This window comes from Bordetella genomosp. 5, from assembly GCF_002261475.1.
Lineage (GTDB): Bacteria > Pseudomonadota > Gammaproteobacteria > Burkholderiales > Burkholderiaceae_B > Bordetella.
Genome location: NZ_NEVN01000002.1, coordinates 52,161 through 75,565, shown reverse-complemented (window position 1 = coordinate 75,565; position 23,405 = coordinate 52,161). Strand labels below are relative to the sequence as shown.

The following is a 23,405-nucleotide window of genomic DNA, read 5'->3' as shown; positions in this document are numbered from 1 at the left end:
GGCCGCGACCCACGCGTCGGCGGCCCCACCTGGCCGGCCGCACCTGGGCGGCCCCACCTAGCCGGCCGCACCTAGGCGGCCCCACCTAGCCGGCCGCACCTCGCTACAATTCCCTCTCCGAACCTGCCTTGAAAACGCGCGCCCTCACGGGTGCGCGGCCGTTGCACCATGACCGATACGCCTTTCCATTTCAAGCGCGGCAGCGCGCCGCTGCTCATCTCGATCCCGCATCTGGGCCAGGAGATTCCGGCGGACCTGCGCGCAAGCATGACGCCCATCGCCCACACGGTGGCCGACACCGACTGGCATCTCGACCGTCTGTACGCCTTCGCCGACGCGCTCGGCGCCTCGGTGCTGGGCGCGCGCTACTCGCGTTACGTCATCGACCTCAATCGCCCGCCCGACGACGAGTCGCTCTACCCGGGCCAGACCAAGACGGGCCTGTGCCCGGCGGCCTCGTTTCGCGGCGAACCGCTGTATCTCGACGGCGCCGCGCCGGACGCGGCCGCGCAGGCCGAACGGCTCGCCACTTACTGGCAGCCCTACCACGACCAGCTCACGCGCGAGATCGCCCGCATCAAGGCCGAGCATGGCCGCGTGCTGCTCTGGGAAGCGCACTCCATCGCCAGCGTGCTGCCGCGCCTGTTCGACGGCAAGCTGCCCGACCTGAACATCGGCACGTCCGACGGCAAGACCTGCGCGCTCGCCGCGCAGCAGGCCGTGCAGCGCGAGCTCGAAGCCAACGCCGATTACACCTGGGCGGTCAACGGCCGTTTCAAGGGCGGCTACATCACGCGCCACTACGGCGCGCCCGAACAGGGCGTGCATGCGATCCAGCTCGAGATGTGCCAGTCCACCTACATGGACGAAACGTATCCCTTCGGCTATCGCGAAGACCTGGCAAGCCGCGTGCAGCCCCTGGTGGGCCGCATGGTGAAGGCAGCGCTCGACGCGCTAGGCTGACAGCCGCGCCGAAAATCTCAACATTGCTAACACGCGGTCTGCGGCGCATGCGATCAGGCTCATGGCGGACCTTCGGTGGCGCCTTCGCTAATCGCAGCGTGGGCTTCACCCTCGCCGTTAAATGAGATGACATGGACGAAAACCGGCGCTGAGCTCGACCGGTTTCCCCATTATTTTCGTGATCCCGCGCCGGTGGGATAAAGGTTTGGAAACCAGCGTTCCACCACTTCTGCGGAAAATGCCAACCGCAGTGGCGCACGGTGGCTGACCGCAGACAGCATGCCCCGATCAACCAGCCTCGCAGTGACATTACGCGCACCGCGTTCTTCGTAGCCGGTAAGCGCTGGAATCTTCGAGCGCTCGACCTCGCCACTCATAACGGCTTCGCGCAGCACGGAAAAGCTGCCACGGAGCAGCCGCTTCGCTCGCACCTCTTCCTCCACATGGATTTCCATACGTGCAAGCAACGTCGCCGGTTCGAGCAAACCACTCATGAATCGGATTTGATCAATAGAACGATCAAGAAAGAATTCGCAGAAATCGATCAGTCCGCGCTGAGTCAGGTTGCCCCGCCCATCTAGATCGCCTTGGCGAGGTCGATCCGCCTGAGCAAGCAACGCTTTGTATCGTTCCTCGTCACGCGCCAATCCCCTCGCCACCGACCAGAGACTGGTCCCAACCCCCAGCCGCTTAAACAACGCGTGTGACATCAGCCGCGCGACCCTGCCATTACCGTCAAGGAATGGATGGATCCATAGGAAACGATGATGAACCGCACCGACAGTTTGAACTTGCCGGAACCTGCTTAGCGGCGGCGATGCATAGGCTTTATCAAAGTACGACATGAAACGTGGAATATCCGCGGCAGCAGGAGGAATGTGCCGCCCGACCTGGACGTCTCGCTTGCGCCATTGGCCGGGAACAATCTCGAGACGCGCCCCGGTTCTGTCATCGGCGACGAACAACATCTCCGGCGGTAGCCGCGAGCAAAACTTTTCATGCAACCAAGAAGCATAAGCCGCGGACGCCGGCCACGCGTCGGGATCCTGTCCCGTATCAATCAGCCGTTGAACGTGGATATGCGCGACCGCTTCCTTCTGGAGGTCCCGCTTTTTCGGTTCATTGGAAAAATCGTTGGCGAGGGCCCTGTCGATGTCGCGCGGATGCGTGTCGTGCCCTTCTATCAAGTTAGAGTAATAGCAGTTCATCGAGCGTACGAGATCACCGATCGAGTCTCGTAAGATCGGATGCAGGCGGCTCGCCAGCCGATTAGCCTCTGCCACAAGTAGCAAAGTGTCATCGTCAAGCAGCCGGCATGTCTCATCGGGGACCATCGGCCCCATGGTCGTCGTGTCCATGACTGAAGTCTACCGGAACCTATGCCGGATAGAGAGCTCGACTTTTCTCTTTTAAATCATTAACTTCTTCGAAAAAAACGAAGAAACCGGACCGGATCGCATGCCGGTTGCAAAGCTAGGGAGGGGCGACGCATTTGCCTCGCACGCACAACAGAAGGATCGCCTGTTGGCACACGCCCTCAATGCGCGAACGGCAACGCGGCGCCAATCACGGCGAACAGCACGCCGCACACTTGATTGAAGCGCCGGCCGGAGCGCTCCAGCCAGGGGCGGATGCGATGCGACAGGCTCGCCAGGCCGTATTCCACGGCGCACTCGGCCACGACGAAGGTCAGCGCCATCACGGCGAACTGCAGCCACAGGCTGCGCGCGGGCGAGATGAATTGCGGCAGGAAGGCGCCGTAGAACAGCAGCACCTTGGGATTGGAGACGGCCGCGAACAGGCCCTGGCGGAACAGCAGCGCGCGAGAACTCGGCGCGTTGGCCCGGGCGGCCGGCTGGCCCTCCCGCAAGGCGGCGGGATCGGAAGGTCTTGGCGCCGATGCGTCGGGCGCCGATGCGTCGGGCGCCGGCACCGCGGCCCCCAGCGCCAACGGCGGCGCGCGCCACAGCTGCACGCCCAGCCACACCAGATAGGCGCCGCCCGCGAACTTGAGCGCGGTCAGCGCGCCCGGCGAGGTCTGCAGCAGCGCGCCGATGCCGGCCATGGCCAGCGCGATCAGCCCGGTGAAGCCCACCGCTCCGCCCGCGATGGTCCAGCGGGTCGGGCCGCGCCCGTGCAGCGCGCCGTGCGCGATGACGAGCAGGCTGTTGGGCCCCGGGGTGAGCGACAGCCCGGACACCGCCAGCGCGTAGAGCAGCCAGGTATTCCAATCCATGTGATGCCATCAATGCGGAATCGAGGGATGCCAGTCTAGAACAGGACGCCGCGTGCTGCACGGCGGGGCCAGCGGCACCAGGACGATGCCGCTGCGGGCGATGACGGCCCGGATCGGAGGCACGGTGCGCGGCTGCGGGACGCGACATGCGCGCCCAGCGCAGACCCTGTCCGCGACAGGGGTTTTTCGCCTATCGCCGCCATTGAGACAAACGAATGGACGGCCCGGGCGCGCCGGGCGGACCATGGACGTTCATTGCCACCGCGCGCCCCGGGCCCGGCGGCTCACGCAATATTGATTCGGGATCCCGCATCCCAAGGAGGAAATCCATGTCCAGTTTCATCGAAGGTCTTGTCCGCGCCGAGTTGTCCCTGCTTGGCGTATCGGCGCCGCCGGCGGATGCCGACGCGTCCCGCGAGGCGGCCGAGCGCGCGCCCGAGGTCCGCTTCGACGCGGCCGAATACCGCAGCGCCGCGGGCTGAGCCCGGGTTGGGCACTGCGCACGGTCATACCGCCGGCAAGACCCCGAGCGTCTCGCGCAGCGCGCAGCAGCCAGACAAAAAGGCCGCACCTCTCGCGAGGCGCGGCCTTTTTGTTGGAGCGGATGCGGATCAGCTCGTGTGCGAAGCCGGCTGAGGCATCTCGGCGCGCTTGGCGCGTTGACGCATCGCGCTCACCACCAGCAGCGCGATCAGCGCCACGCAGGCCAGGATGAAGCCCAGGCTGATCGGCCGCGTCACGAACACCGACATCTCACCACGCGACAGCAGCAGTGCACGACGGAAGTTCTCTTCGACCATGGGGCCGAGCACGAAGCCCAGCAACAGCGGCGCGGGTTCGAACTTCAAACGCATGAGCAGGTAGCCCGCCACGCCGAACAAGGTCACCATGCCCACGTCGAACAAGTTGTTGTTCGTGCTGTAGACGCCGACGCAGACAAAGAACAGCGCGGCCGGGTACAGGACACGGAACGGCACGGTCAGCATGCGCACCCACATACCGATGAGCGGGAGGTTGAGCAGCAGGAGCAGGACGTTGCCGACCCAGAAGCTCGCGATCAAGCCCCAGAACATGTCGGCATGCTCGAGCATCATCTGCGGACCGGGTTGAATGCCGTGAATGATCAGCGCGCCCAGCATCAGGGCCATCACGGGGTCACCCGGGATACCCAGGCTCATCGTGGGGATGAAGCTCGTCTGCGTCGAGGCGCTCGTGGCGGCCTCGGGGCCGGCGATGCCTTCGATGGCGCCACGGCCGAAGCGACGCGGCTCTTTCGCGACCTTCTTTTCGACGGCGTAGGAGATGAACGACGCGATCGTCGGACCCGTGCCCGGCAGGATGCCGAACGCCGCGCCGATACCCGTGCCGCGCACCAGCGCGCCACGCGATTGCTTGATGTCGCCAGCCTCGGGCCGCATCGACTTCATGCTGATCTTGGTGCCGGTCACGCGGCTGTCGCCACCCACCTTGTTGATGTTGCGCAGGAAGTCGGCCACACCGAACAGACCCATCGCCAGCGCCACGATCTGCAGGCCGTCCGAAAGCTCGAGGATACCGAAGTGAAAGCGCATCGTGCCGGTGTTGACGTCCGTACCAACCACGCCCAGCAGCAGACCCACCACCACCATGGCCACGCCCTTGACGGCGGAACCCTTGGCCAGCGTGGCACCGGCCAGCAGGCCCAGCACCATCATCGAGAAATACTCGGCCGGGCCGAAGCGGAAGGCGACTTCCACCAGCATGGGCGAGAACAGGATCATGGCCAGGATGCCGACCGACGCGCCGCAGAACGACGAGAACATCAGCATGAACAGGGCCGAGCCCGCCTTGCCATTGCGTGCCAGCGGATTGCCGTCCAGACACGCCACGGCGTGCGAGGCGGTGCCCGGCAGGTTCAGCATGATCGAGGTGATGCCGCCGCCATACTGCGAGCCGTAGTAGATGCCCGAGAGCATCACCAGCGCGGCGGTGGGGGTCATCGTGTAGGTGAGGGGCAGCAGGATCGAGATCGCGGCCAGCACGCCCATGCCGGGCAGCACGCCGATCAGGTTGCCCATGAACACGCCGAAGGCGGCCCACATCAGGTTCTCGAGCGCGAACGCGACCGAGAAACCATGCATCAGGTTATTGAGGATTTCCATGCTTCAACCCCAACGGAACAGCGGGAATTGCAGCTGCAAGCCCCAAGAGAACACGACCACGCCGATCAGGGTGACGGCGACCGACAGAATCGCAGCGCCTTTGAGCGTCTGCTGACGATCGCCCAGGGCGGACACGAATACCAGGACAAGCGTGGCGGGCACGAGGCCACCGTACTTGCCCACCAGGATGAAGGCGAGCAGGCCGCCCACGATGCAACCCCAGCCGCGCCAGTCGGGCGCCGACTCGGGCTCGTGATCGTCATCGGCGTTCAACGGCGACGTCGCCAGCTTGGCGATCAGCGCGCCCAGCAGGATCAGCACCACGCCGAGGATGGCGGGGAACAGCCCCGGCCCCATGCGCGCCAGCGAACCCAGTTCGTAGGTCATTGCCTGGGCCAGCGCGGCCACTCCCAGCACGACCATGGCCCCTCCGGCCCACCACTCGCGTCTTACGACGTCCTTTTCCGGCTGCATACCCCGAATCTCCTTGTTTTGGCGATGCTTCTATCTGACGCAGGTCTTAAGCGAAGCTGACTTTCGACTGAAGCGGCAGTCTAAGAACTCAAACTTGCGATCGCCTTTCACTGATGCAGAAAAACGGCGTACAGAAACAAAAAAGGCCGAAAAATGGGGAAATCCCTGAGTCCTCACGCGCACCGAAATACAAAGCTTTCAATTTGGTTGCATGCACAACCATCGGTATAGCGCACAGGCGCGCGCGCGACTGCGCGTGCGGACACGCGCACGACGGCGTGCGCGCGTAGCACACTTTCTGAGAGGCTCTTTTTACGCGCCGCGCGCTGTGCGCAGCGCATGCTGATCGGCGCGCTCAGCCGCTGTGGGGGTCGCCCGCCGCGGCGGCGATGCAGTCGTCGAAAATCTCGAGAAAGCGCGCTTCGGCGGGCTCCGGCACGAGTGCCGGATGCGTGATGAGATAGAGGTCGGCGCCCAGCGCCAGTTCCGCCGGCGAGAAGCGCCACAGGCGCCCGGCCTGCTCGTCGGCCGCGGCGGCCGCGCACGGCAGCACGCCGATGCCGACGCCGGCGACGATCATGCGCAGCACCGCACCGATGTCGGTGCTGCTGCCGGTGATGCGGCGCGCCAGGCCCGCGCCGTCGCCCAGGGCGAGCAGCGGCTCCATGACGCCGCCCTTCTTGCTCGCGGAGAATGCGACCAGCGGCTCCTGGCGCAGCTGTTCCAGGGTGATGTCGTCGCGGCCGAACCACGGATGGGTCGGACCGCAATAGATGCCAAACTCCTCGCGCATGAGGAAGCGGCAGCGCAGCCCCGCGATCGGTTGCGCCAGCAGGCAGAGCGCCAGCGGCGCGATGCGCTGCGACACAGCGCGGATCGCCTGCGGACTGCTGACGATCTCGATCTCGATGTTGACCGACGGGTGGCGCTGACGAAAGCGGGCGAGCGCCTGGTCCAGCGGCTCGTACTGAACCGCCGTGATGAACATCAGCTTCAAGAGGCCGGTGATGTCGCCCTGCGCGCCGGCGAGCTTCTCGCCGATGCGCGCCGCGCTGCGCATCATGACCTCGCACTCGCGATAGAGAATTTCGCCGTGGCGCGTGAGCTCGAAGCGCCGGCTGCCGCGCACGATGAGCGTGCAGCCCAGGCTCTCTTCGAGCCGCTTGAGTGCCTGCGTGACCGAGGGCTGCCGGATGCCCAGCTCGTGCGCGGCCTGCGTGAGGCTGCGCGCCTCCACGATCACGAAGAACGTGCGCAGCAGGTTCCAGTCGAGTGAATTGAGCGTGGGATCCATGGTGGCGGGCAAAGAAGCGGCGCCGCCAGACTGGCCGCGCCTGCCCGCCATTAGACCACCGCGCGTGCCGCTCAAGCCCGGTCCGCGCGCTCGACCACGGCGTGCAGCAGCACGTTCAGACCCGGTTCGATGTCCTCGGCCGTCGCCAGTTCGTTGTTGTTGTGCGTGATGCCATCGCGGCAGGGCGTGAAGATCATGGCGGTGGGGAATTTCTGCGCCATGAAATACGCGTCGTGGCCGGCCTGGCTGGGCAGATCCGCGGTGCTGTAACCCAGCGCCTGCACCTTGTCGCGCACGATGCCCACCATGGCGTCGTCGAAGATGTAGCCGCCCCACTGCCACTGGTCGAGGATGCGATAGTCGCAGCCCGTCTTGGCGGCCGCCTGCGCCACGCCGCGCAGCATCTTGTCGCGCATCGCCTCGGCCGCCTCGGGGCTTTCGTGGCGCACGTCGCCGATGGCCTCCGCCCAGTCGGACAGAATGCCCGCCTTGTTGGGCCAGGCGACGAGACGCGAGGCCGTGGCCTTGCCGCCCGTACCGACGAACTCCCAGCCGATGTCGTCCACCTCGGTCAGCATGCGCGCGGCGGCCACCAGGGCGTTGCGGCGCTTGGCCATCGGCCAGGGGCCGGCATGCGCGGTCTCGCCGCGAAACTCGACCAGCACGCCGTGCGAGCTATAGCCATGCGTGACCACGCCGACCTGCTTGTTGGCCTTGCCCAGCAGATCGCCCTGCTCGATGTGCAGTTCGAAATAGGCGTCGACGTCGCACTGACCGACCGGGGTGTCGCCCTTGTAGCCGATGCGCTCGAGCTCTTCGCCGAAGGTCGGGCCATCGTCGGAGCGGCGCGCGTAGGCCCAGTCGAGCTCGTAGGCGCCCACGAAGCAGCCCGAGGCCATCATCGGCGGCGAGAAACGGCTGCCCTCTTCGTTGGTCCAGTCGACGATCTCGATCGGGCGGCGCGTGGTGATGCCCAGATCGTTGAGCGTGCGCACCACTTCGAGCGCGCCCAGCACGCCCACGATGCCGTCGAAGCGTCCGCCGTTGGCCTGGGTGTCGAGGTGGCTGCCGATCATCACGGGCGGCAGGTCCTCGCGGCCTTCGCGGCGGCCGAAGATGTTGCCCACGGCGTCCACCCGCACGGTCAGGCCGGCATCGCGGCACCATTGCACGAACTGATCGCGCATGTCGCGGTCGGCGTCGGTGAGGGCCAGGCGGGCCAGGCCGTTTTCGCGCCCCACGCCGATGCCCGACGAGGTGTCGAGCGTTTCGAGATAGCGCGGCATGTTGATGCGCGTGGTGGCGGACAGCGTCATGGCAAAACCCCTTGTATTCCTGGTTGTCGTGCCGGGACAGATGCCCGGCCTGTGCAGGGCATTCTAGGGGTGGGACGTGCCATTCACCAATAGGCCATGCCTATATTTCACATAGGCCATACCGGCAGCACATGCGCGCCTCAGGCGTCGCGCAGCAGATCGTGTTCGTTGAGCAGTTCGTAGACGATTTCGGGGCGCGCATCGAGGCAGCGGCGGATCGCCGCCGGGATGGTCTGGCGGGTCTTGCGGCACAGGCCCGGACAGGCCTCGACGTCGATCACGATGCCGCGCACCGTGCGCACTTCGTTGGGCCCGGGCGCGAAGCGCACCACCAGGCCGAGCAGCGCTTCCATCTTGCCGCCCAGACGGCGCAGCTCGCTGAGCGAATCGGCGGCCTCGATGCGCTGGATCAGCCGCTTTTCTTCGTCGCGCGTGAGCCGCAGGATGCGCAGGTCGGCGCCGGGCTCGGCCAGCAGCCGCTCGCGCTCGCAATCACAGGCGCCGGGCGGACACTCCTGGCGTATCGGAAACGGCAGATCCATGGTCGGCATGCAAAGAAGGCGAGGACGGACGCGCCGTCCAAAACACAAAGTGTAGGGGTGGGCCCACATTTATCCAAGCCGCCTCCGTAGCGCTACGGAGGCGCCCGGCGGGATGGGCCTGCGATAATGGCCCCATCGTGACCCTCCCCTCTATCCGCTGGCGCACGGCCGGTGCGTGGGCGCTGCTCTACCTGGCCGGCATCCTGTGGCTGGCGCGCCAGGACTACGTGGCGCAGCGCGACCGCTTCGCCCAGGGTGCCAGCATCGCCCATCGCCTGCTCAGCCAGAAAGCCGTGCAGCACGAGGCCGTGCTCGCGACCCTCGCGGCGCTCTCGCATCCGCCCGCGCCCGACCGCCTCCTGCCGAGCCTGCAACCGGCGCTCGCCGAGCTGCTGGCGCTCGGCTGGCTCTCGCCGCAAGGCTGGCAGGGCAGCGAGCCCGAGCCCGACGGGCTGAGGCAGGCCCTGGCACAAGCCCGCGCCCGCGGCCATGCCGTGACCTTGCCGATCGACGCGGCGCAGTATTGGCTGGTGGCCCCGTCGTCCTGGAGCATGCGGATCGACGCCCGCCGGCTGTTGCCCACCGCCGACGTCGCGCCCGCCCTGGGCCGCCTCACGCTCGACGTGCACGAACCGGATCTGGTGCTGTACACCGCTCCCGGCGCGCCCTCCTCGATCGGGCCGCTGCTGCAGGTGAGCAAGCCGCTGGGCTCGGCCAGTCAGCCCTTCCTGATGCAGGCGCAGCGGCGCCTCGCGCCCGCCGACTGGCCGTGGTTCGAATGGGCGGTCTGGCTCGGCGCCAGCGGGCTCATCGTGGCGGCCGCGCGCTACTGGCAGCACAGCCGGCGCCAGGCGCGGCGCCAGGCCGAACAGGCCCGCATGGCCGCGCTGGCCCGGCTGAACACGCTGGGCGAAATGGCGGCCGGCATCGCGCACGAGCTGAACCAGCCGCTCACGGCCATCCTGGCGCAGAACCGCGCCGCCGAGCGCCTGCTCGACGATCCCGACGAACTGCCCGCCGTGCGTCAGGCGCTGCGGGCGAGCGCGCAGCAGGCCCGGCGCGCGGCCGACATCATCGAGCGCCTGCGCGCGATGGTGGGCCCGGGCAACGCCGCCACGCGGGTGCCGCTGGCGCCCGACGCGCTCGTGGCCAGCCTGTGCTTTCTGAGCGAGCCCGAGCTGGCGCGGCACGAAGTGGCCCTGAACTGGACCAACGACAGCCCGGCCGCGCGGCCGCTCGGCGATCCGGTGGCGGTCGAGCAGATCCTGCACAACCTGGTCAACAACGCCCTGACCGCGCTCGCCGCCGTGCCGGGGCCGCGCCGGATCCGCGTCCGAGGTCACAGCGAAAACGGCTACTACCACTTCAGCGTGAGCGACAACGGTCCGGGCATCGCGCCGGAGCATCTGCCGCACCTGTTCGAGCCCTTCTACACCACGCGCGACAGCGGCATGGGCCTCGGGCTGACCCTGTGCGACACGCTCGCGGGCTCGATGGACGGCCGCATGCAGGCCCGCAATCTGCCCGAAGGCGGCGCCTGCTTCACACTCAGCCTGCCCCTGGAGCGCGCCGCTTGATTCCCGATACCAGCCCTCCCCTCGCCCCGGTCGTGTATCTGGTGGACGACGATGACGCGGTACGCGACGCGCTCGCGCTGCTGCTGCGCAGCGTCGGTCTGCGCAGCAGCAGCCACGCGGATCCGCTGGCGTTCCTGGCCCAGCCGCTGACACAGGCGATCGGCTGCGTCGTGCTCGATATCCGCATGCCGGGCATCAGCGGCCTCGATGTGCTGGCACGGCTGGCCGAGCACTGCGATCTGCCCGTGGTCATGCTCACCGGCCATGCCAACGTCGATCTCTGCCGCCGGGCGTTCAAGGGCGGCGCGATCGAGTTCCTGCAGAAGCCGGTCGACGACGACGTCTTTCTGGATGCGGTGCAGGCCGCCGTGCGCGGCCACGTCGCCAGCCGCGAGCGCGCCGCCGTGACACAGGCCGCGCGCGCACGGCTCGAGCGCCTCTCGTCCCGCGAGCACGAGGTGGCGCGGCATGTCGTGCAGGGCTGGGCCAACAAGGAAATCGCGCGCGCCCTCGCGCTCTCGCCGCGCACGGTCGAGACCTATCGCGCCAATGTGTTCGGCAAGCTCGAGGTGAGCACGCTGGCGCATCTGATCCGGCAATATGCGCTCTTGCTGGACGACGGCGCCGCGCCGCCTCCGTAGCGCTACGGAGGCCCATCCGTAGCCGGGCGAATACCGGCCTCGAGGCCGCTTGCCTAAGCTGGAATCTCTTTCTTCAAGGACGAATTCCATGCTCAAACGCTCTCTGTTGCTCGCCGCCCTGGCGCTCTCCGGCACCGCTCACGCCGCCGTACTCACCGAGAAAAACATCTCGCTCGAAGACGCCCGCCACATTGCCGACGCCGCCGTCGCTGCCTGCCAGGCCAAGGGCTACAACGTCAGCGCCGCGGTGGTGGACCGCGCCGGCGTGCTGAAGGCGCTGTCGCGCGCAGACAACGCGGGCTCGCACACCGTGGAAGCCAGCCGCGCCAAGGCGTTCACCTCGGCCTCGGCCAAGGCGCCCACGCTCGCCATGATGGAGAACGCGCAGAAGAACCCCGGCGCGGCCAACCTCACCGACATTCCCGGCTTCCTGTTGCTGGGCGGCGGCGTGCCGGTCAAGGCGGGCGACGCGGTGATCGGCGCGATCGGCGTGGCCGGTGCCCCGGGCGGACATTTCGACGCGCAATGCGCCGATACCGCGCTGCAGGACAACGCCGCGCGCTTCAAGTAATCGGGCGGCCCGCCCCGCGGGGCTATGGCATGCGGCATGCTGAAGGGGCACACTCGTATCGTGCGCCCCGCCCCGGCTGCCGCAGGCGGCGCGCGCGGACCCTTCCGGAGACGCCATGACGACCGCCACGCATCGCCTCGCCGTGGGCACCTATACCCAGCACCTCGCCCATGTGGCGGGACACGGGCTCGGCATTCATCTGATCGCCATCGACAGTGACGGCGTGCCCCACGCGCTCGGCCACGAGGGCAGCCTCGCCAACCCGTCCTATCTCTGCGCCGACCCCACCGGCACGCGGCTCTATGCCGTGAGCGAACGCGCCCGCGACGCCGAACTCGGCGTCTATGCGCTCGACGCCGGCGCAGCGGCGCCCCGTCTGCTGCAACGCTTGCCGCTGGCGGGCGCCGATCCCTGCCATGTCTCGCTGCATGCCCCCGCGCGGCGGCTGTGCATTTCGCATTACGGCTCGGGCGAGCTGCTGTGCCTGCGGCTCGACGCTGACGGCATGCCCGCCGGCCCCGCCTGGCAGTATCAGGCGCTGGGCAGCGGCCCCGAACGCAGCCGCCAGGAGGCGGCGCATCTGCATTGCGCGATCCCGGCGGGCGATGGCATCGTGGCCTGCGATCTGGGCGCGGATCGCGTCACGCATCACGCGCTCGACGGCGACGGCGCACCGCGCCGTGCGTATGCGGTGACGCCCGGCGCCGGGCCGCGGCATGCGGTCGTGAACGGAACCCGGCTGTACGTGATCAACGAGCTGGACAATACCCTGGCGGTGCACGACCTCGCCGGCGAGAGCGCACAGGCGCTGGCCTCGGTGCCGGCCTTGCCGGGCACGAATGACAGGAAGAACGGCGCCGCACCAGCGCAGGGATCGGCGCTGGCGGCCGCGCTGCGTCTGCACCCCGGCGGCCGCTGGCTCTACGCCAGCGTGCGGGGCGCCGACACGATCGTGTGCTGGCCTCTGGACAAGGACGGCCTGCCGGGTGCGCCGCGCTGGTACGACGCCGGTGGCCGCACGCCCCGCGATATCGCCCTCACGCCGGATGGCCGGTTTCTGCTGGCGGGCTTGCAGGACGACGATCGCATCGTCGTCCATGCGGTGGGGGCCGAGGGCGAGCTGCGCGCGGGCGCAAGCCTCGACCTGGCCTCGCCCGCCTGCCTCTGCCCCTTGCCCGCCTCGCGCTGAGCGCCCGAGCCTAAGCGTCGAGCGCGTCGGCGAACGTCCTGGCCGGCGGGCTCGAGCGCCGCGCCGCCGCGGGCGCGGTGGATTCGCGCGGCACCAGCGCGTAGTCGAGCCGGGCCGCCGGCACCGGCGCGCCCCGCGCGACGAGCTGCTCCACGGCCGCGCGCGCCATTTCGCGCACCGGCAGCCGCACGCTCGAGAGCGCGGGCCAGGTCTGGCGCGATATCGGCGTGTCGTCGCAACCCGCCACGGACAGCGCCGCGGGCACGTCGATGCCCAGCGCGTGCGCGGCGTACAGCACGCCCGCCGCCATCTCGTCGTTGCTCGCGAAAATGGCGCTGGGCCGTGCCGCCCGGGCCAGCAGCCGGCGGCCGGCCTGCACCCCGGACTCGAAGGTGTTCGACCCCGCCTCGATCAGGGACTCGTCCGCCGCCACGCCCGCGTCGTCCAACGCATCGCGATAGCCATGAAGCCTTTCGTGCATGACGCCATGGTCGGTGTGGCCCCGCACGAAGCCGATGCGCCGGTGGCCCAGCCCGAGCAGATGCGCGGTCATGGCCTGCGCGGCGAGGCGGTCCGGCGCACGCACGGCGTGGCCACGGGCGCTCGGCGTAAAGGGTGCGAGCCGCGCGAACGGCACATCGCTCGCGTCGAGCGCGCGCACCAGTGCCGGCACATCGCATACGGGCGCCGTCAGCACGAGGCCGGCGCAGGCACGTTGGCGCACCAGCTGCAGCACATCGTCGGCCAGGGTCGGCGAGCGATAATCGACGGGATGCAGCAACAGGCTGTGGAAGCTGCGGCGGCACGCATCGAGCGCGCCGTGCTGCAGCTGCACCAGATGGCTGTCGTTGGGATCGTCGTAGAGCAGCACGATGAGGTCCGAGCGCTTGCTCGCCAGGCGTCGTGCCGAAGGGTTGGGGTGATACTTGAGCTCGGCCATCGAGGCCTGCACCCGTTCGCGCGTCCTGGCGCTGATGTTGGCTTCGTTGTTGAGTACGCGCGATACCGTCTTGATCGACACGCCCGCATGCGCGGCCACGTGGTCGACCGTCACGGAGCCACTACCTCTGCTGTTTTTCATCTCGTGCAAAAGGAAGCGGGCGCCGCTGCGGACGCCCCGATGGGGCCGCAGTCTAACAGTTGCGCGCGCAATCGACTACAGCGCGGACCGTGCAAATGGCCACGGTGCGGCCGCGCGGCGCATCGTCCGCGTGTCGCGCGGATCGGGTCGGCCGCGCGCGGCCTGCCGCGGCCCGGCGACGCTCGTCGCCGCAGCCGCCGCCGCGCGCCCGATCAGACGGGATCCGACGCCGGGGCCACCGGCAGCGCGCGCTTGTGCGCCGTGTTCGCGTAGACCTGAACCAGCCGTTCGGCCACGTCCTGCTCGACCGCGTTGCCTTCGAGGAAGTCGTCGATCTGGGCATAGGTGATGCCGAACGCGTCTTCGTCGGGGCGGCCCGGGGAGAGGGTTTCGAGGTCGGCGGTCGGGACCTTCATGACGAGGTCCTGGGGCGCGCCGAGCGCCGCGCCCACCGCGCGCACGCGGCGCTTGGTGAGTCCCGAGAGCGGCACGACGTCGGCCGCTCCGTCGCCGAACTTCGTGAAGAAGCCCATCAGCGCCTCGGCCGCGTGGTCGGTGCCGATCACGATGCCGCCCCGCGCGCCGGCGATCGCGTACTGCACGATCATGCGCTGGCGCGCCTTGACGTTGCCGATCACGAAGTCTTCCTGGGCCTCGTCGCGGTATTGCAGGCCGGCGGCCCGCAATGCCTCGCGCTGCGCATCCACCGGACCCGCGATGTCCACGCGCAGCGACTCGTCGGGCGCAATGAATTCGAGCGCGCGCGCGGCCTCGGCCTCGTCACGCTGATTGCCATAGGGCAGACGCACCGCGATGAATGTCGCGTCGTGGCCGCGTTCGCGCACCCGCTGCACGGCGAGCTGCGCCAGCCGGCCGGCCACCAGCGAATCCACGCCGCCGCTGATGCCGAGCACGTAGGCGCGCAGGCCGGTGTTGACGAGATAGTCCGCCAGGAAGGCCACGCGCCGCTCGATCTCGGTGGCCGGGTCGAAGTGCGCGGCGACGCCGAGCTCGGCGCCGATCTGATGTTGTTGCGCTTGCAGTGTCATGCCTTGCTCCGGAAAACGCGATGGCGCGGCCTGCGCCACGCCATCGTCGGTCAGTGCGGCGGCGCCGCCTCTCAGGTTTCGATTTCGGCCGGATCGAGCCGCATCTTCTTGTTGCGGTGGGCCAGCCAGGTGACACCCCAAAGTACCACGCCCAACAGCAGCAGCCAGCCCGCCACCTGATACTGGATCACGTCGCGGCCAGTGACCGGGAGCACCAGGAACAGGCAGAACGCGGCGCCCGCGATGGGCACGGCACGGTTGATACGGAAATGCTCGTGCTTGACGGTCTGGCGGCGCAGCACCAGCACCGCCACGTTCACGAAGGCGAACACGCCGAGCAGCAGCAGCGCCGTCGTGCCACCCAGCGCGCGGATGGCTTCGGAGTCGCTCAGCGACACCAGAATGATGAGCGCGAAGGCCATCGCGGTGGTGAACAGGATGGCGGTCCAGGGCGTCTGGTTGCGCTTGTGCACGTGCGCGAGGAACGACGGCAGTACGCCCTGACGCGACATGCCGTAGAGCAGACGGCTCGCCATCATCATGTTGATGAGCGCGGAGTTGGCCACGGCGAACATCGAGATCACCGGCATGATGTACTCGGTGGGCAGGCCCGGCGCGGCGGTCTTGACCACCAGCACCAGCGGGGTCGAGGTCTTGGCCAGCTCGCCCACCGGCACCAGCGCCACGGCGCAGATCGACACCAGCACATAGATCACCGCGGTGATGCCCAGACCCGTCAGCATCACTTTGGGGAAGATGCGGTTGGGTTCGTGCGTCTCTTCCGCCATGTTGACCGAGTCTTCGAACCCGACCATGGCGAAGAAGGCCAGCGCGGTGGCCGAGGTCACGGCCAGGAACACGCTCTTGTCTTCGGGCGTCTCGAAGGCCACGACGCGCGAGAAATCGGCCTGGCCGTTCGACATGGCGTAGAAGCCCAGCACGATCACCATGAGTAGACCGGTGAGCTCGATGACCGTGAGCACCACGTTGGCCTTCACGCTCTCGGAAGCGCCGCGGAAGTTGATCAGCATCACCAGCGTCATGAAGCCGAGCGCGCCCAAGGTGATCCACCACTTCTCGGCTTCCATGCCGAAGGCGGCAAAGAGATTGGCCGCGAACGCCTGCGACGCCGTGGCCGCGGAGGTCAGGCCCGAACACATGACGGTGAAACACACGATGAACGTGAGGAAGTGCACGCCGAACGCCTTGTGCACGTAGAGCGCGGCGCCGGCGGCCTTGGGATACTTCGTGACCAGCTCGAGGTACGACAGCGCCGTCAGCAGCGCCACGCCGAAGGCCACCAGAAACGGCAGCCAGGCCGCGCCACCGACCTCGGCGGCCACCTGGCCCGTGAGCGCATACACGCCGGTACCGAGAATGTCGCCCACGATGAACAGCAACAGCAGTTTGGGTCCCATCACGCGCTTGAGCGGCGCGTCGCCGCTGGCAGGGGCGGCGGTCTGTATTGAGTTGTTATGTGCCATTTCGCTTCTCCACTGAAACCTGGTATCGACCGCTTGGATGCGGTCTGTGGGAAAAGTCTATGGGGTAAGCGTTGCTGAGTTACAAATGCGAATGCAACAGTCTGTCTAAGTTGTTGGCCGGGCATTGGAAGTGCTACCGCTTGTGGCGGCAGCCCGGGCAGCGCTTGCGCCAACGCGCAAAAAGGCGTTGGCGCGTGGTCGCAAACCTGCGAGCACCCGGCCATTCTTCCTGCGCCAACTGCCTGTTCACCATACGCCGCGTGCTCGCCGGGATCAAGCCGGACGCGGGTGCTCAGAAGCGCAGCGTGGCGCTGACCATATACGTGCGCGGATCGCCCGCCTTCACGTAGTTGGCCGATTGATATAGCCAGTACTTTTTGTCGAACAGGTTGTTGATGCCGGCGCGCCAGGTGGTGTCGTAGCCGGCGATCCGCGTGTCGTAGGTCGCGCCGATGTTCACCAGCGTGTAGTTGTCCACCTCGACGTCGTTGCCGGCGTCGAGCATGGTGGCGCCGGTGTACTTCACGTCGGCGCGCAGCTTGAGACCCTGCACCTGGGGCACGCTGTAGGCCACCTGGGCCGCGGCGATGAACTTCGGCGCGCCCGCCACCCGATTGCCCACGTTGGCCGCCGCGCGCTTGTACTCCGAGTCCAGCAGCATCAGGCTGCCGCCCAGATTCCAGTTCGTGCCCAGCCGCGTGGAGGCGCCGAGTTCCAGGCCCTGGTAAATCGATTTGCCGTCCTGGACGAGCGTGGGCAGCGCCGCCCCCGTCTCCTGATCGATCTCCGCCTTCTTCTCGATGCGGAACAGCGCCGCGGTGGCGGCCCAGCCATCCTGATCGGTCTTGATCCCGAGCTCGTACTGACGGCTTTTGAGCGGCTTGGTCACCTCGCCCTGGTTGGCGTAGAAATTGCCGACCACCGTGCCGGGCTCGAGCGACTCGATGTAGCTGCCATAGACCATGGTGCGCGGCGTGACCTTGTACATCAGCGCCAGGGTCGGCGTGACCACGCCGTTCTTCTCGTAATCCTGCGTGGTCGCACCATCGACGCCGAAGCCGCGCTGCGTGTAGTTCGTCAGCCGCGCCCCGCCCAGGAACGACCAGCCGTGCGTGAGGTCGATGGTGTCGCTGGCGAACACCGACTTCTGGGTGATCTCGGCGGCGCGATACAGATGCATATCGTCGACGCCGTAGTAGTCGTAGGGATTCTGGCGATGCAGGTTGCCGCTGCCGACCAGGCCGTAGAAGCCGTTCGACGAGTAATCGTTCTTCTGTTTCTGCCAGCTGGCGCCGAGCACGACGTCGTGCGTGAGCGCGCCGGTCGCGAACTTGCCCTGGACCATGCCGGTCCAGTTGTTGAACGCGTAGGCTTCGCCGTAGTCGGAGCGATCGTTCTCGTAGTTGCCGGCCTGATCCAGCAGACGCAGCACCGACTCGTTGCGGCGCGTCTCCGAGGTGCTGTAGCTGTACACCGCGCGGGCCGACCAGTCGTCGTTGAACTGGTACTTCAGCCCGGTGGCGTAGTAGCGGAAATCGTTGTCGGCAACGCTGCCGCCGCCCACGAGCTTGCTGTCGTCGTTGCGCACCGGCGACGGCAGGCCGCCGCTCGCCAGGCTCCGCGTCGTGATGGCGGGCTCGATGCCCGTCGCCTTGCGATCCTGGTAGATCGACTGGAAGCCCCAGGTCAGCTTGTCGGTCAGCCGCGCGTCCAGCGCCACGGACACCGAGGTGCGATAGATCGAGCCGTTGTTGTAGGTATTGCCCTCTTCGTGCGTGGCGTTCAGGCGATACCCGAACGCGCCGCTGTCACCCAGCCGGCCGCCGATGTCGGCATGCTCGCGCAGGATGCCCTTGCTGGTGTAGCCCAGGTCGATGCTGCGCACCGGCGTATCGGTGGGCTTCTTGGTCACGTAATTGATCAGGCCGCCCGGCGAACCGAAGCCGTACATGAAGCCGGAGGCGCCCTTGCGCAGCTCGATCTGGTCGAACTGCTCGTACGGCAGCGTCGTGACGTAACTGAGGAAGGGATTGCCGTCGATGCGATACGAGTTCTGCCAATCGAGCGGCAGGCCGCGCACCGTCAGATAGCTGGCGAAGGCGCCGTAGCTGGCGCTGTTGTCGGAGACGGAGGCGTCGTTGAAGAACACGTCGCCGAGCTTGGCCGGGTTCGCGTCTTCGAGCTGCACATTGCTCACCACCGTGCTGGAGAACGGCGTCTCGAGCTGCGTGCGGCTGCCCAGCGCGCCGCTGTTGACCGGCGTATTGAGCTTGACGAGCGTGTCCTCGGCCTGCGGCGTCGCGGTCACCGTCACCGAGGGCAGCTGGCGCACGTCATTCTGCGCGGCCGCCTGCCCCGCGAACCCCGCGGCGAGGGCCAGGGCCAGCGCCGTACGCGCCGGCAGGGAACGACGCACACCGCACGGCGAACCGGCGGACGGTTGGAAGGACAGACGAGAAAAGGCCACGCGCGCTCCGGATCAATCGAATGGAATCGGCGCGATCGTATTCTTACTACAAATCATTCGCAATTAGATTAGCAAACGGAAACACCGCGCGTCGCGTACATGCAACGGTGGCCAGCCGCGGGCGCCCCGCGCGTGCAGCGTGGGGGCAGCCGCCCGCCGCCGGGCCGCCCCAAGGCGGGCGAGCCCCCTCGAGGGGCAGCAAGCGCGCGAAGCGCGTGCAGCGTGGGGGCCAACATCACGCGCGCGCAGCGTGGGGGCCAACTTCATTTTTCCAAGGGGTCCCGAAGGGCCTCCGACGCCCCCTCGCGCATGATCTCGATGAAACGGCGCAGCCGCGCCGGATAGAAGCGCGCGGGCGGATAGACGAGATGCACCGCCAGCGGCGCGGCGCGCCATTCGGGCGCCAGCTGTACGAGCCTGCCTTCGGCCAGCTCGTCGGCGACCGCCCAGGCCGACACGATGCCCGCGCCCACGCCCAGCAGAGCGGCGGTGCGCGCCGCGTAGAGGCCGTCGGTGGAGAGGCGAGGCGCGATCGGGAAGGTCACGGTGTCGCCGGACGCCACATGCGTGAGCGTCACCTCGTCGCGGTAGAACATGCGTAGCGCCACCCACGGCAAACCGCCCAGCTCATGCGGCTGGCAAGGCACCGGCCGCCCGGCCAGCAGTTCGGGCGCCGCCACCACGATGCGGGGCACCTCGCCCAGCCGCAGCGCGACCACGTCGGGATCGGGCGGCAGCCCGACCTGAATCGCGCAATCGATGCCGTCGGCGATGAAATCGGGCGACCGGTCATGCAGCGACCAATCGACGCTCATGCGGGGATAGCGTTTCAGATACTCGGCGAGCGGCTTGATGAACTGACGCTGGCCGAAAGCATGCGGCGCGACCACGCGCAGCGTGCCCACGGGCTCGTCGTTGGCGCCGCGCACCGTGCTCTCGAACGACTGCCAGCTGGCGATCAGATCCTTGGCGCGGTCATAGCAGCGCACACCGTCTTCGGTGAGGTTCATGCCGTGCGTGGAGCGCTGCAGCAGCCGCACGCCCAGCGAGCGCTCGAGCGACTGCAGCCGCCTGCTGATCGTGGGTTGCGTACTGCCCAGCTGCTGCGCGGCGGCCGACAGGCTGCCGGCCTCGACGATGCGCACGAAGGTCTCGATCAGCATCATGCGATCGGCGCCGCCCGGGGCGTCGAGCGCGGTATCGGAACGGGTCTTGGGAGGTGTTGCCATACTCCAAACGTATAACCCATCTACCCCAATAGCGTCTACACAACGCCATTGGTGCGGCGCAAAATCCGGTTCGTCACTCTTGCACACCGGGGTATCCCATCATGTCCACCATTCAACAAACGCATACGACGGCCGTGCCACTGCCGGCCGGCGACAGCCGGCCCATGCCGGCCACCCTGCTCCTGCTGCTGGCCATCGGCGCGGGCCTGGCCGTCGCCTCTATCTATTACAGCCAGCCGATGCTCGGCATCCTGGGCAGCGACATTCAGGCCAGCGCCGGCGCGCTCGGCTGGATGCCCACGCTGACCCAGCTCGGCTACGCCGCCGGCATCCTGCTGCTCGCACCGCTGGGCGACCGCTACGACCGCAAGCGCATCATCCTGATCAAGAGCGGCCTGCTGGTCGCCGCCCTGCTGGCCAGCGGCGCAGCGCCCGGCATCGGCATGCTGCTGGCGGCGAGCTTCGTGGTGGGGCTGTCGGCCACGCTGGCCCAGGACATCGTGCCGGCAGCCGCCACGCTGGCGCCCGAAGCGGTACGCGGCAAGACCGTGGGCGTGGTCATGACCGGCCTGCTGCTTGGCATCCTGCTCTCGCGCGTGGTGAGCGGCTTCGTGGCGGAGCATTTCGGCTGGCGCAGCATGTTCTTCGCCGCCGCGCTGAGCGTGGCGCTGCTGGGCGCGGCGCTGTGGCGCGGCCTGCCGAGCTTCGCCCCCACCTCGAAACTGCCCTACGGCGCGCTGCTGCGTTCGCTGGCCTCGCTGTGGCGCATGTACCCGCGGCTGCGCCGCGCGGCCCTCGCGCAAGGCATGCTGTCGATCGGCTTCAGCGCCTTCTGGTCGACGCTGGCCGTGATGCTGCACGATGCGCCGTTCCATCTGGGCGCCGGCGCAGCGGGCGCGTTCGGGCTCGCCGGCGCCGCCGGTGCCCTGGCCGCGCCGCTGGCCGGCCGTCTAGCCGACCGTCGCGGCCCGGTGCTGGTCACGCGGATCGGCGCCGCCCTGACCGCCGTGTCCTTCGCCACCATGTTCGCGCTGCCCGCGCTGTCGCCCAGCGCCGGCCTGGTGCTGCTGGCCGTGGCCGCGCTCGGTTTCGACCTGGGCGTCCAGGTGACCCTGATCGCGCATCAGAGCATCGTGTATGGCCTGGATCCGGCCGCCCGCAGCCGCCTCAACGCAGTGTTGATGGTCAGCATGTTCATCGGCATGGCGGTGGGCGCGGCGCTGGGCAGCCTGGCGCTAACCCACGCGGGCTGGACCGGCGTGACCGCGCTGGCCATGCTGGCCGCGCTCGGCGCCCTGGCGTTGCGCTTCGCGCCGCAACGGGCATCCTGATTCCGCCTGATGGTGGAGCCCGAGACCTGCGGTGTATAAGGGAACAGAATCAGCTACCCCGTCACCGCAGGCCGCCAGCACCTCATGCCGCATTCCGCAGATATTGCGCGCACGCCTTCCGGAGCGTCGACTCCGGGAGACGCTTCGCGGGGACAGCCCACCCTGACGCCGCGCATGCGGGATCACGATTGGGCCGCCACGCCGCTGGGCCCGATCGACGGCTGGCCGAATTCGCTGCGCATCGCGGCCCAGATGGTGTCCGCCTCGGCCTTCCCCTGCTGCCTCACATGGGGCTCCCAGCTCATCACGATCTACAACGAGGCGTTTCGCCCCATCCTCGGGCAAAAGCCCGAAGCCATGGGCCGCCCGTTCAGCGAGGTCTGGCAGGAGGCCTGGCACATCATCGGTCCGATTGCGGACCGCGCCCTGGCCGGTGAGCCGACCTTCATCGAAGACTTTCCGCTGCGCATCGAACGCAATGGCATGGAGGAGGACGCGGCGTTCACCTTCTGCTACAGCCCGGTGCGCGACGAGCACGGCCGGGTCGTGGGCATGCTGGACACCGTGATCGAGACCACCAAGCGCGTCGCCGCCGAACGCGAACAGGCGCGCAGCCTGCGCGAGGCCGAAGACATCCTGCTGCAGAGTCAAAAGATGGACGCGGTCGGCCAGCTTGCCGGCGGCCTGGCGCACGATTTCAACAACCTGCTGTCCAGCGTGGCGGGCAGCCTCGATCTGATCGGGATGCGCCTCGCGCGCGACAACACCGCCAACGTCGAGCGCTACATCGAGATCGCGCAGAGCGGCATCAAGCGGGCGTCGACCCTCACGCACCGGCTGCTGGCCTTTTCGCGGCCACAGACCCTGGCGCCGCGCCCGACCGATCCGAACCATCTGATCGCGGGCATGGCCGAGCTCATCACACGCAGCATCGGCCCCTCGATCGCGCTGCAACTGCAACTCGCGCCGGCGCCCTGGACCACCCTGGTGGATCCGCACCAACTCGAAAACGCGCTGCTCAATCTCTGCCTCAATTCGCGTGATGCCATGCCCGACGGCGGCGATCTGCGCGTGCGCACGCGCAACGTGCATCTGGACGGCACGCCGGCCGCCGTGATCGGTGCGCTCCCGGGCGACTATCTCGAATTCGGCGTGACCGACTCCGGCTGCGGCATGGCGCCCGACACGGTGGCGCGCATTTTCGAACCGTTTTTCACGACCAAGGCCCCGGGCCGCGGCACCGGGCTCGGCATGTCGATCCTCCATCGCTTCATGCGGGAGTCGCTGGGCTACATCCGGGTGCACTCGCAGCCGGGCGCGGGCACGGAGGTCGTGCTGTACCTGCCCCGCTTCGTGCTTCCCGACGAGGTCGCGTCACCCGCGCCGGTCGAAGCGCGGCTCGGGCCTGTCGCGGGGCACGGCGAGACGATTCTGCTGGTGGACGACGAGGCCGCCGTGCGCTCGCTGGTCGCCGAAGTGTTGCGCGACCTGGGCCTGCGCGTCATCGAAGCCGTCGACGGCCCCGATGCCCTCGTGCAGCTCAGCAGCACCACACCCATCGAGCTTCTGGTCACCGACCTGGGCCTGCCGGGCCGGATGAGCGGGCGCGACGTGGCCGCGGCGGCCAGCCGTCTGCGACCGGGTCTGCCCGTGCTGTATATCAGCGGTTATGGCGAGGAAGCCCTCAGCGATATCGAACGTGAGCAGGGCGTGGAACTGGTCAGCAAACCCTTCGACTTCGACGACCTGGTCGCACGTATCTGCCGCCTGGCCTGCGGGCTGCCCGGGTGACGGTAGAGTGATGCTCTGGCGCTCACGTA

Annotated in this window: 20 protein-coding genes; 8 read left to right on the top strand and 12 right to left on the bottom strand. The window is 68.0% G+C overall.

Translation table 11 applies throughout. The annotated features are described in order from the left end of the window. Nucleotides 1-168 precede the first annotated feature (168 nt). Complete coding sequence (gene hutG / locus CEK29_RS03880) at nucleotides 169-963, top strand: N-formylglutamate deformylase (protein ID WP_094803724.1); 795 nt, start codon at nucleotides 169-171, stop codon at nucleotides 961-963. A 170-nt stretch (nucleotides 964-1,133) separates the two neighbouring features. Here hutG and CEK29_RS03875 read toward each other — a convergent pair whose 3' ends face one another. After that, nucleotides 1,134-2,321: a Fic family protein gene (locus CEK29_RS03875; RefSeq protein ID WP_255176067.1), complete on the bottom strand. Its 1,188-nt coding sequence runs from the start codon at nucleotides 2,319-2,321 to the stop codon at nucleotides 1,134-1,136. Between the two features lie 179 nt (nucleotides 2,322-2,500). Then, on the bottom strand, nucleotides 2,501-3,199 hold the full coding sequence (locus CEK29_RS03870; RefSeq protein ID WP_094857380.1) for a LysE family translocator: 699 nt from the start codon (nucleotides 3,197-3,199) through the stop codon (nucleotides 2,501-2,503). Between the two features lie 329 nt (nucleotides 3,200-3,528). On the opposite strand from CEK29_RS03870, the gene CEK29_RS23780 reads away from it, so the two are divergent. Beyond that, nucleotides 3,529-3,681 (top strand): hypothetical protein, encoded by a 153-nt coding sequence (locus CEK29_RS23780; RefSeq protein ID WP_176456831.1) that lies wholly within the window; start codon nucleotides 3,529-3,531, stop codon nucleotides 3,679-3,681. A 129-nt stretch (nucleotides 3,682-3,810) separates the two neighbouring features. On the opposite strand, the gene CEK29_RS03865 is transcribed toward CEK29_RS23780, so the two are convergent. The 5 genes from CEK29_RS03865 to CEK29_RS03845 all read right to left on the bottom strand — a co-directional run bounded on the left by CEK29_RS03865 (nucleotide 3,811) and on the right by CEK29_RS03845 (nucleotide 8,966). Then, nucleotides 3,811-5,340: a tripartite tricarboxylate transporter permease gene (locus tag CEK29_RS03865; protein ID WP_094803728.1), complete on the bottom strand. Its 1,530-nt coding sequence runs from the start codon at nucleotides 5,338-5,340 to the stop codon at nucleotides 3,811-3,813. Between the two features lie 3 nt (nucleotides 5,341-5,343). Next, nucleotides 5,344-5,814: a tripartite tricarboxylate transporter TctB family protein gene (locus CEK29_RS03860; protein ID WP_094803730.1), complete on the bottom strand. Its 471-nt coding sequence runs from the start codon at nucleotides 5,812-5,814 to the stop codon at nucleotides 5,344-5,346. Nucleotides 5,815-6,169: 355 nt separating this feature from the next. Continuing rightward, nucleotides 6,170-7,120 (bottom strand): LysR family transcriptional regulator, encoded by a 951-nt coding sequence (locus CEK29_RS03855; RefSeq protein ID WP_217903859.1) that lies wholly within the window; start codon nucleotides 7,118-7,120, stop codon nucleotides 6,170-6,172. 59 nt (nucleotides 7,121-7,179) lie between these two features. After that, nucleotides 7,180-8,424: a Zn-dependent hydrolase gene (locus CEK29_RS03850; protein ID WP_094857378.1), complete on the bottom strand. Its 1,245-nt coding sequence runs from the start codon at nucleotides 8,422-8,424 to the stop codon at nucleotides 7,180-7,182. A 140-nt stretch (nucleotides 8,425-8,564) separates the two neighbouring features. Then, complete coding sequence (locus CEK29_RS03845; RefSeq protein ID WP_094803736.1) at nucleotides 8,565-8,966, bottom strand: hypothetical protein; 402 nt, start codon at nucleotides 8,964-8,966, stop codon at nucleotides 8,565-8,567. Nucleotides 8,967-9,103: 137 nt separating this feature from the next. Between CEK29_RS03845 and CEK29_RS03840 the strand changes: the two genes are divergently transcribed. The 4 genes from CEK29_RS03840 to CEK29_RS03825 all read left to right on the top strand — a co-directional run bounded on the left by CEK29_RS03840 (nucleotide 9,104) and on the right by CEK29_RS03825 (nucleotide 12,944). Beyond that, nucleotides 9,104-10,543, top strand: a complete 1,440-nt coding sequence (locus CEK29_RS03840; protein ID WP_255176066.1) for a sensor histidine kinase — start codon at nucleotides 9,104-9,106, stop codon at nucleotides 10,541-10,543. Then, nucleotides 10,540-11,184, top strand: a complete 645-nt coding sequence (locus tag CEK29_RS03835) for a response regulator transcription factor (RefSeq protein ID WP_432759258.1) — start codon at nucleotides 10,540-10,542, stop codon at nucleotides 11,182-11,184. Before CEK29_RS03840 ends, CEK29_RS03835 begins: the two co-directional genes overlap by 4 nt. A gap of 88 nt (nucleotides 11,185-11,272) precedes the next feature. Next, nucleotides 11,273-11,755: a GlcG/HbpS family heme-binding protein gene (locus CEK29_RS03830; RefSeq protein ID WP_094803740.1), complete on the top strand. Its 483-nt coding sequence runs from the start codon at nucleotides 11,273-11,275 to the stop codon at nucleotides 11,753-11,755. 115 nt (nucleotides 11,756-11,870) lie between these two features. Then, a complete protein-coding gene (locus CEK29_RS03825; protein WP_094857376.1) occupies nucleotides 11,871-12,944 on the top strand; it encodes a lactonase family protein in 1,074 nt (357 codons plus the stop codon). Nucleotides 12,945-12,954: 10 nt separating this feature from the next. On the opposite strand, the gene CEK29_RS03820 is transcribed toward CEK29_RS03825, so the two are convergent. From CEK29_RS03820 to CEK29_RS03800, 5 genes are all read right to left on the bottom strand, one after another. After that, nucleotides 12,955-14,025, bottom strand: a complete 1,071-nt coding sequence (locus CEK29_RS03820; RefSeq protein WP_094857375.1) for a LacI family DNA-binding transcriptional regulator — start codon at nucleotides 14,023-14,025, stop codon at nucleotides 12,955-12,957. Between the two features lie 212 nt (nucleotides 14,026-14,237). Then, entirely contained in the window at nucleotides 14,238-15,074 is an 837-nt protein-coding gene (gene nadE / locus CEK29_RS03815; RefSeq protein ID WP_094857374.1) for an ammonia-dependent NAD(+) synthetase, read from the bottom strand. Between the two features lie 71 nt (nucleotides 15,075-15,145). Then, the gene (locus CEK29_RS03810) at nucleotides 15,146-16,558 is read right to left on the bottom strand and encodes an APC family permease (protein WP_094803748.1); all 1,413 of its coding nucleotides are present in this window, start codon (nucleotides 16,556-16,558) and stop codon (nucleotides 15,146-15,148) included. Between the two features lie 292 nt (nucleotides 16,559-16,850). After that, a complete protein-coding gene (locus tag CEK29_RS03805; RefSeq protein WP_094857569.1) occupies nucleotides 16,851-18,962 on the bottom strand; it encodes a TonB-dependent siderophore receptor in 2,112 nt (703 codons plus the stop codon). Between the two features lie 326 nt (nucleotides 18,963-19,288). Then, nucleotides 19,289-20,254: a LysR family transcriptional regulator gene (locus tag CEK29_RS03800; protein ID WP_094857373.1), complete on the bottom strand. Its 966-nt coding sequence runs from the start codon at nucleotides 20,252-20,254 to the stop codon at nucleotides 19,289-19,291. Nucleotides 20,255-20,355: 101 nt separating this feature from the next. Here CEK29_RS03800 and CEK29_RS03795 point away from each other — a divergent pair, with 101 nt between their 5' ends. Both CEK29_RS03795 and CEK29_RS03790 read left to right on the top strand, forming a co-directional pair. Continuing rightward, nucleotides 20,356-21,585 (top strand): MFS transporter, encoded by a 1,230-nt coding sequence (locus CEK29_RS03795; protein WP_094857372.1) that lies wholly within the window; start codon nucleotides 20,356-20,358, stop codon nucleotides 21,583-21,585. A gap of 174 nt (nucleotides 21,586-21,759) precedes the next feature. After that, nucleotides 21,760-23,376 carry an ATP-binding protein gene (locus CEK29_RS03790; RefSeq protein ID WP_094857371.1) on the top strand — a complete coding sequence of 539 codons (1,617 nt, stop codon included), beginning with the start codon at nucleotides 21,760-21,762 and terminating at the stop codon, nucleotides 23,374-23,376. The last annotated feature ends 29 nt before the right edge of the window (nucleotides 23,377-23,405 follow it).

Bases quoted from the DNA above. Each gene is read 5' to 3' on its own strand.
- CEK29_RS03850 (WP_094857378.1), bottom strand. From the start codon at position 8,424: ATGACGCTGTCCGCCACCACGCGCATCAACATGCCGCGCTATCTCGAA.
- CEK29_RS03825 (WP_094857376.1), top strand. From the start codon at position 11,871: ATGACGACCGCCACGCATCGCCTCGCCGTGGGCACCTATACCCAGCAC.
- CEK29_RS03875 (WP_255176067.1), bottom strand. From the start codon at position 2,321: ATGGACACGACGACCATGGGGCCGATGGTCCCCGATGAGACATGCCGG.
- CEK29_RS03800 (WP_094857373.1), bottom strand. From the start codon at position 20,254: ATGGCAACACCTCCCAAGACCCGTTCCGATACCGCGCTCGACGCCCCG.
- nadE (WP_094857374.1), bottom strand. From the start codon at position 15,074: ATGACACTGCAAGCGCAACAACATCAGATCGGCGCCGAGCTCGGCGTC.
- CEK29_RS03790 (WP_094857371.1), top strand. From the start codon at position 21,760: ATGCGGGATCACGATTGGGCCGCCACGCCGCTGGGCCCGATCGACGGC.
- CEK29_RS03820 (WP_094857375.1), bottom strand. From the start codon at position 14,025: ATGAAAAACAGCAGAGGTAGTGGCTCCGTGACGGTCGACCACGTGGCC.
- CEK29_RS03865 (WP_094803728.1), bottom strand. From the start codon at position 5,340: ATGGAAATCCTCAATAACCTGATGCATGGTTTCTCGGTCGCGTTCGCG.
- CEK29_RS23780 (WP_176456831.1), top strand. From the start codon at position 3,529: ATGTCCAGTTTCATCGAAGGTCTTGTCCGCGCCGAGTTGTCCCTGCTT.
- CEK29_RS03870 (WP_094857380.1), bottom strand. From the start codon at position 3,199: ATGGATTGGAATACCTGGCTGCTCTACGCGCTGGCGGTGTCCGGGCTG.
- hutG (WP_094803724.1), top strand. From the start codon at position 169: ATGACCGATACGCCTTTCCATTTCAAGCGCGGCAGCGCGCCGCTGCTC.
- CEK29_RS03830 (WP_094803740.1), top strand. From the start codon at position 11,273: ATGCTCAAACGCTCTCTGTTGCTCGCCGCCCTGGCGCTCTCCGGCACC.
- CEK29_RS03795 (WP_094857372.1), top strand. From the start codon at position 20,356: ATGTCCACCATTCAACAAACGCATACGACGGCCGTGCCACTGCCGGCC.
- CEK29_RS03845 (WP_094803736.1), bottom strand. From the start codon at position 8,966: ATGGATCTGCCGTTTCCGATACGCCAGGAGTGTCCGCCCGGCGCCTGT.
- CEK29_RS03860 (WP_094803730.1), bottom strand. From the start codon at position 5,814: ATGCAGCCGGAAAAGGACGTCGTAAGACGCGAGTGGTGGGCCGGAGGG.
- CEK29_RS03810 (WP_094803748.1), bottom strand. From the start codon at position 16,558: ATGGCACATAACAACTCAATACAGACCGCCGCCCCTGCCAGCGGCGAC.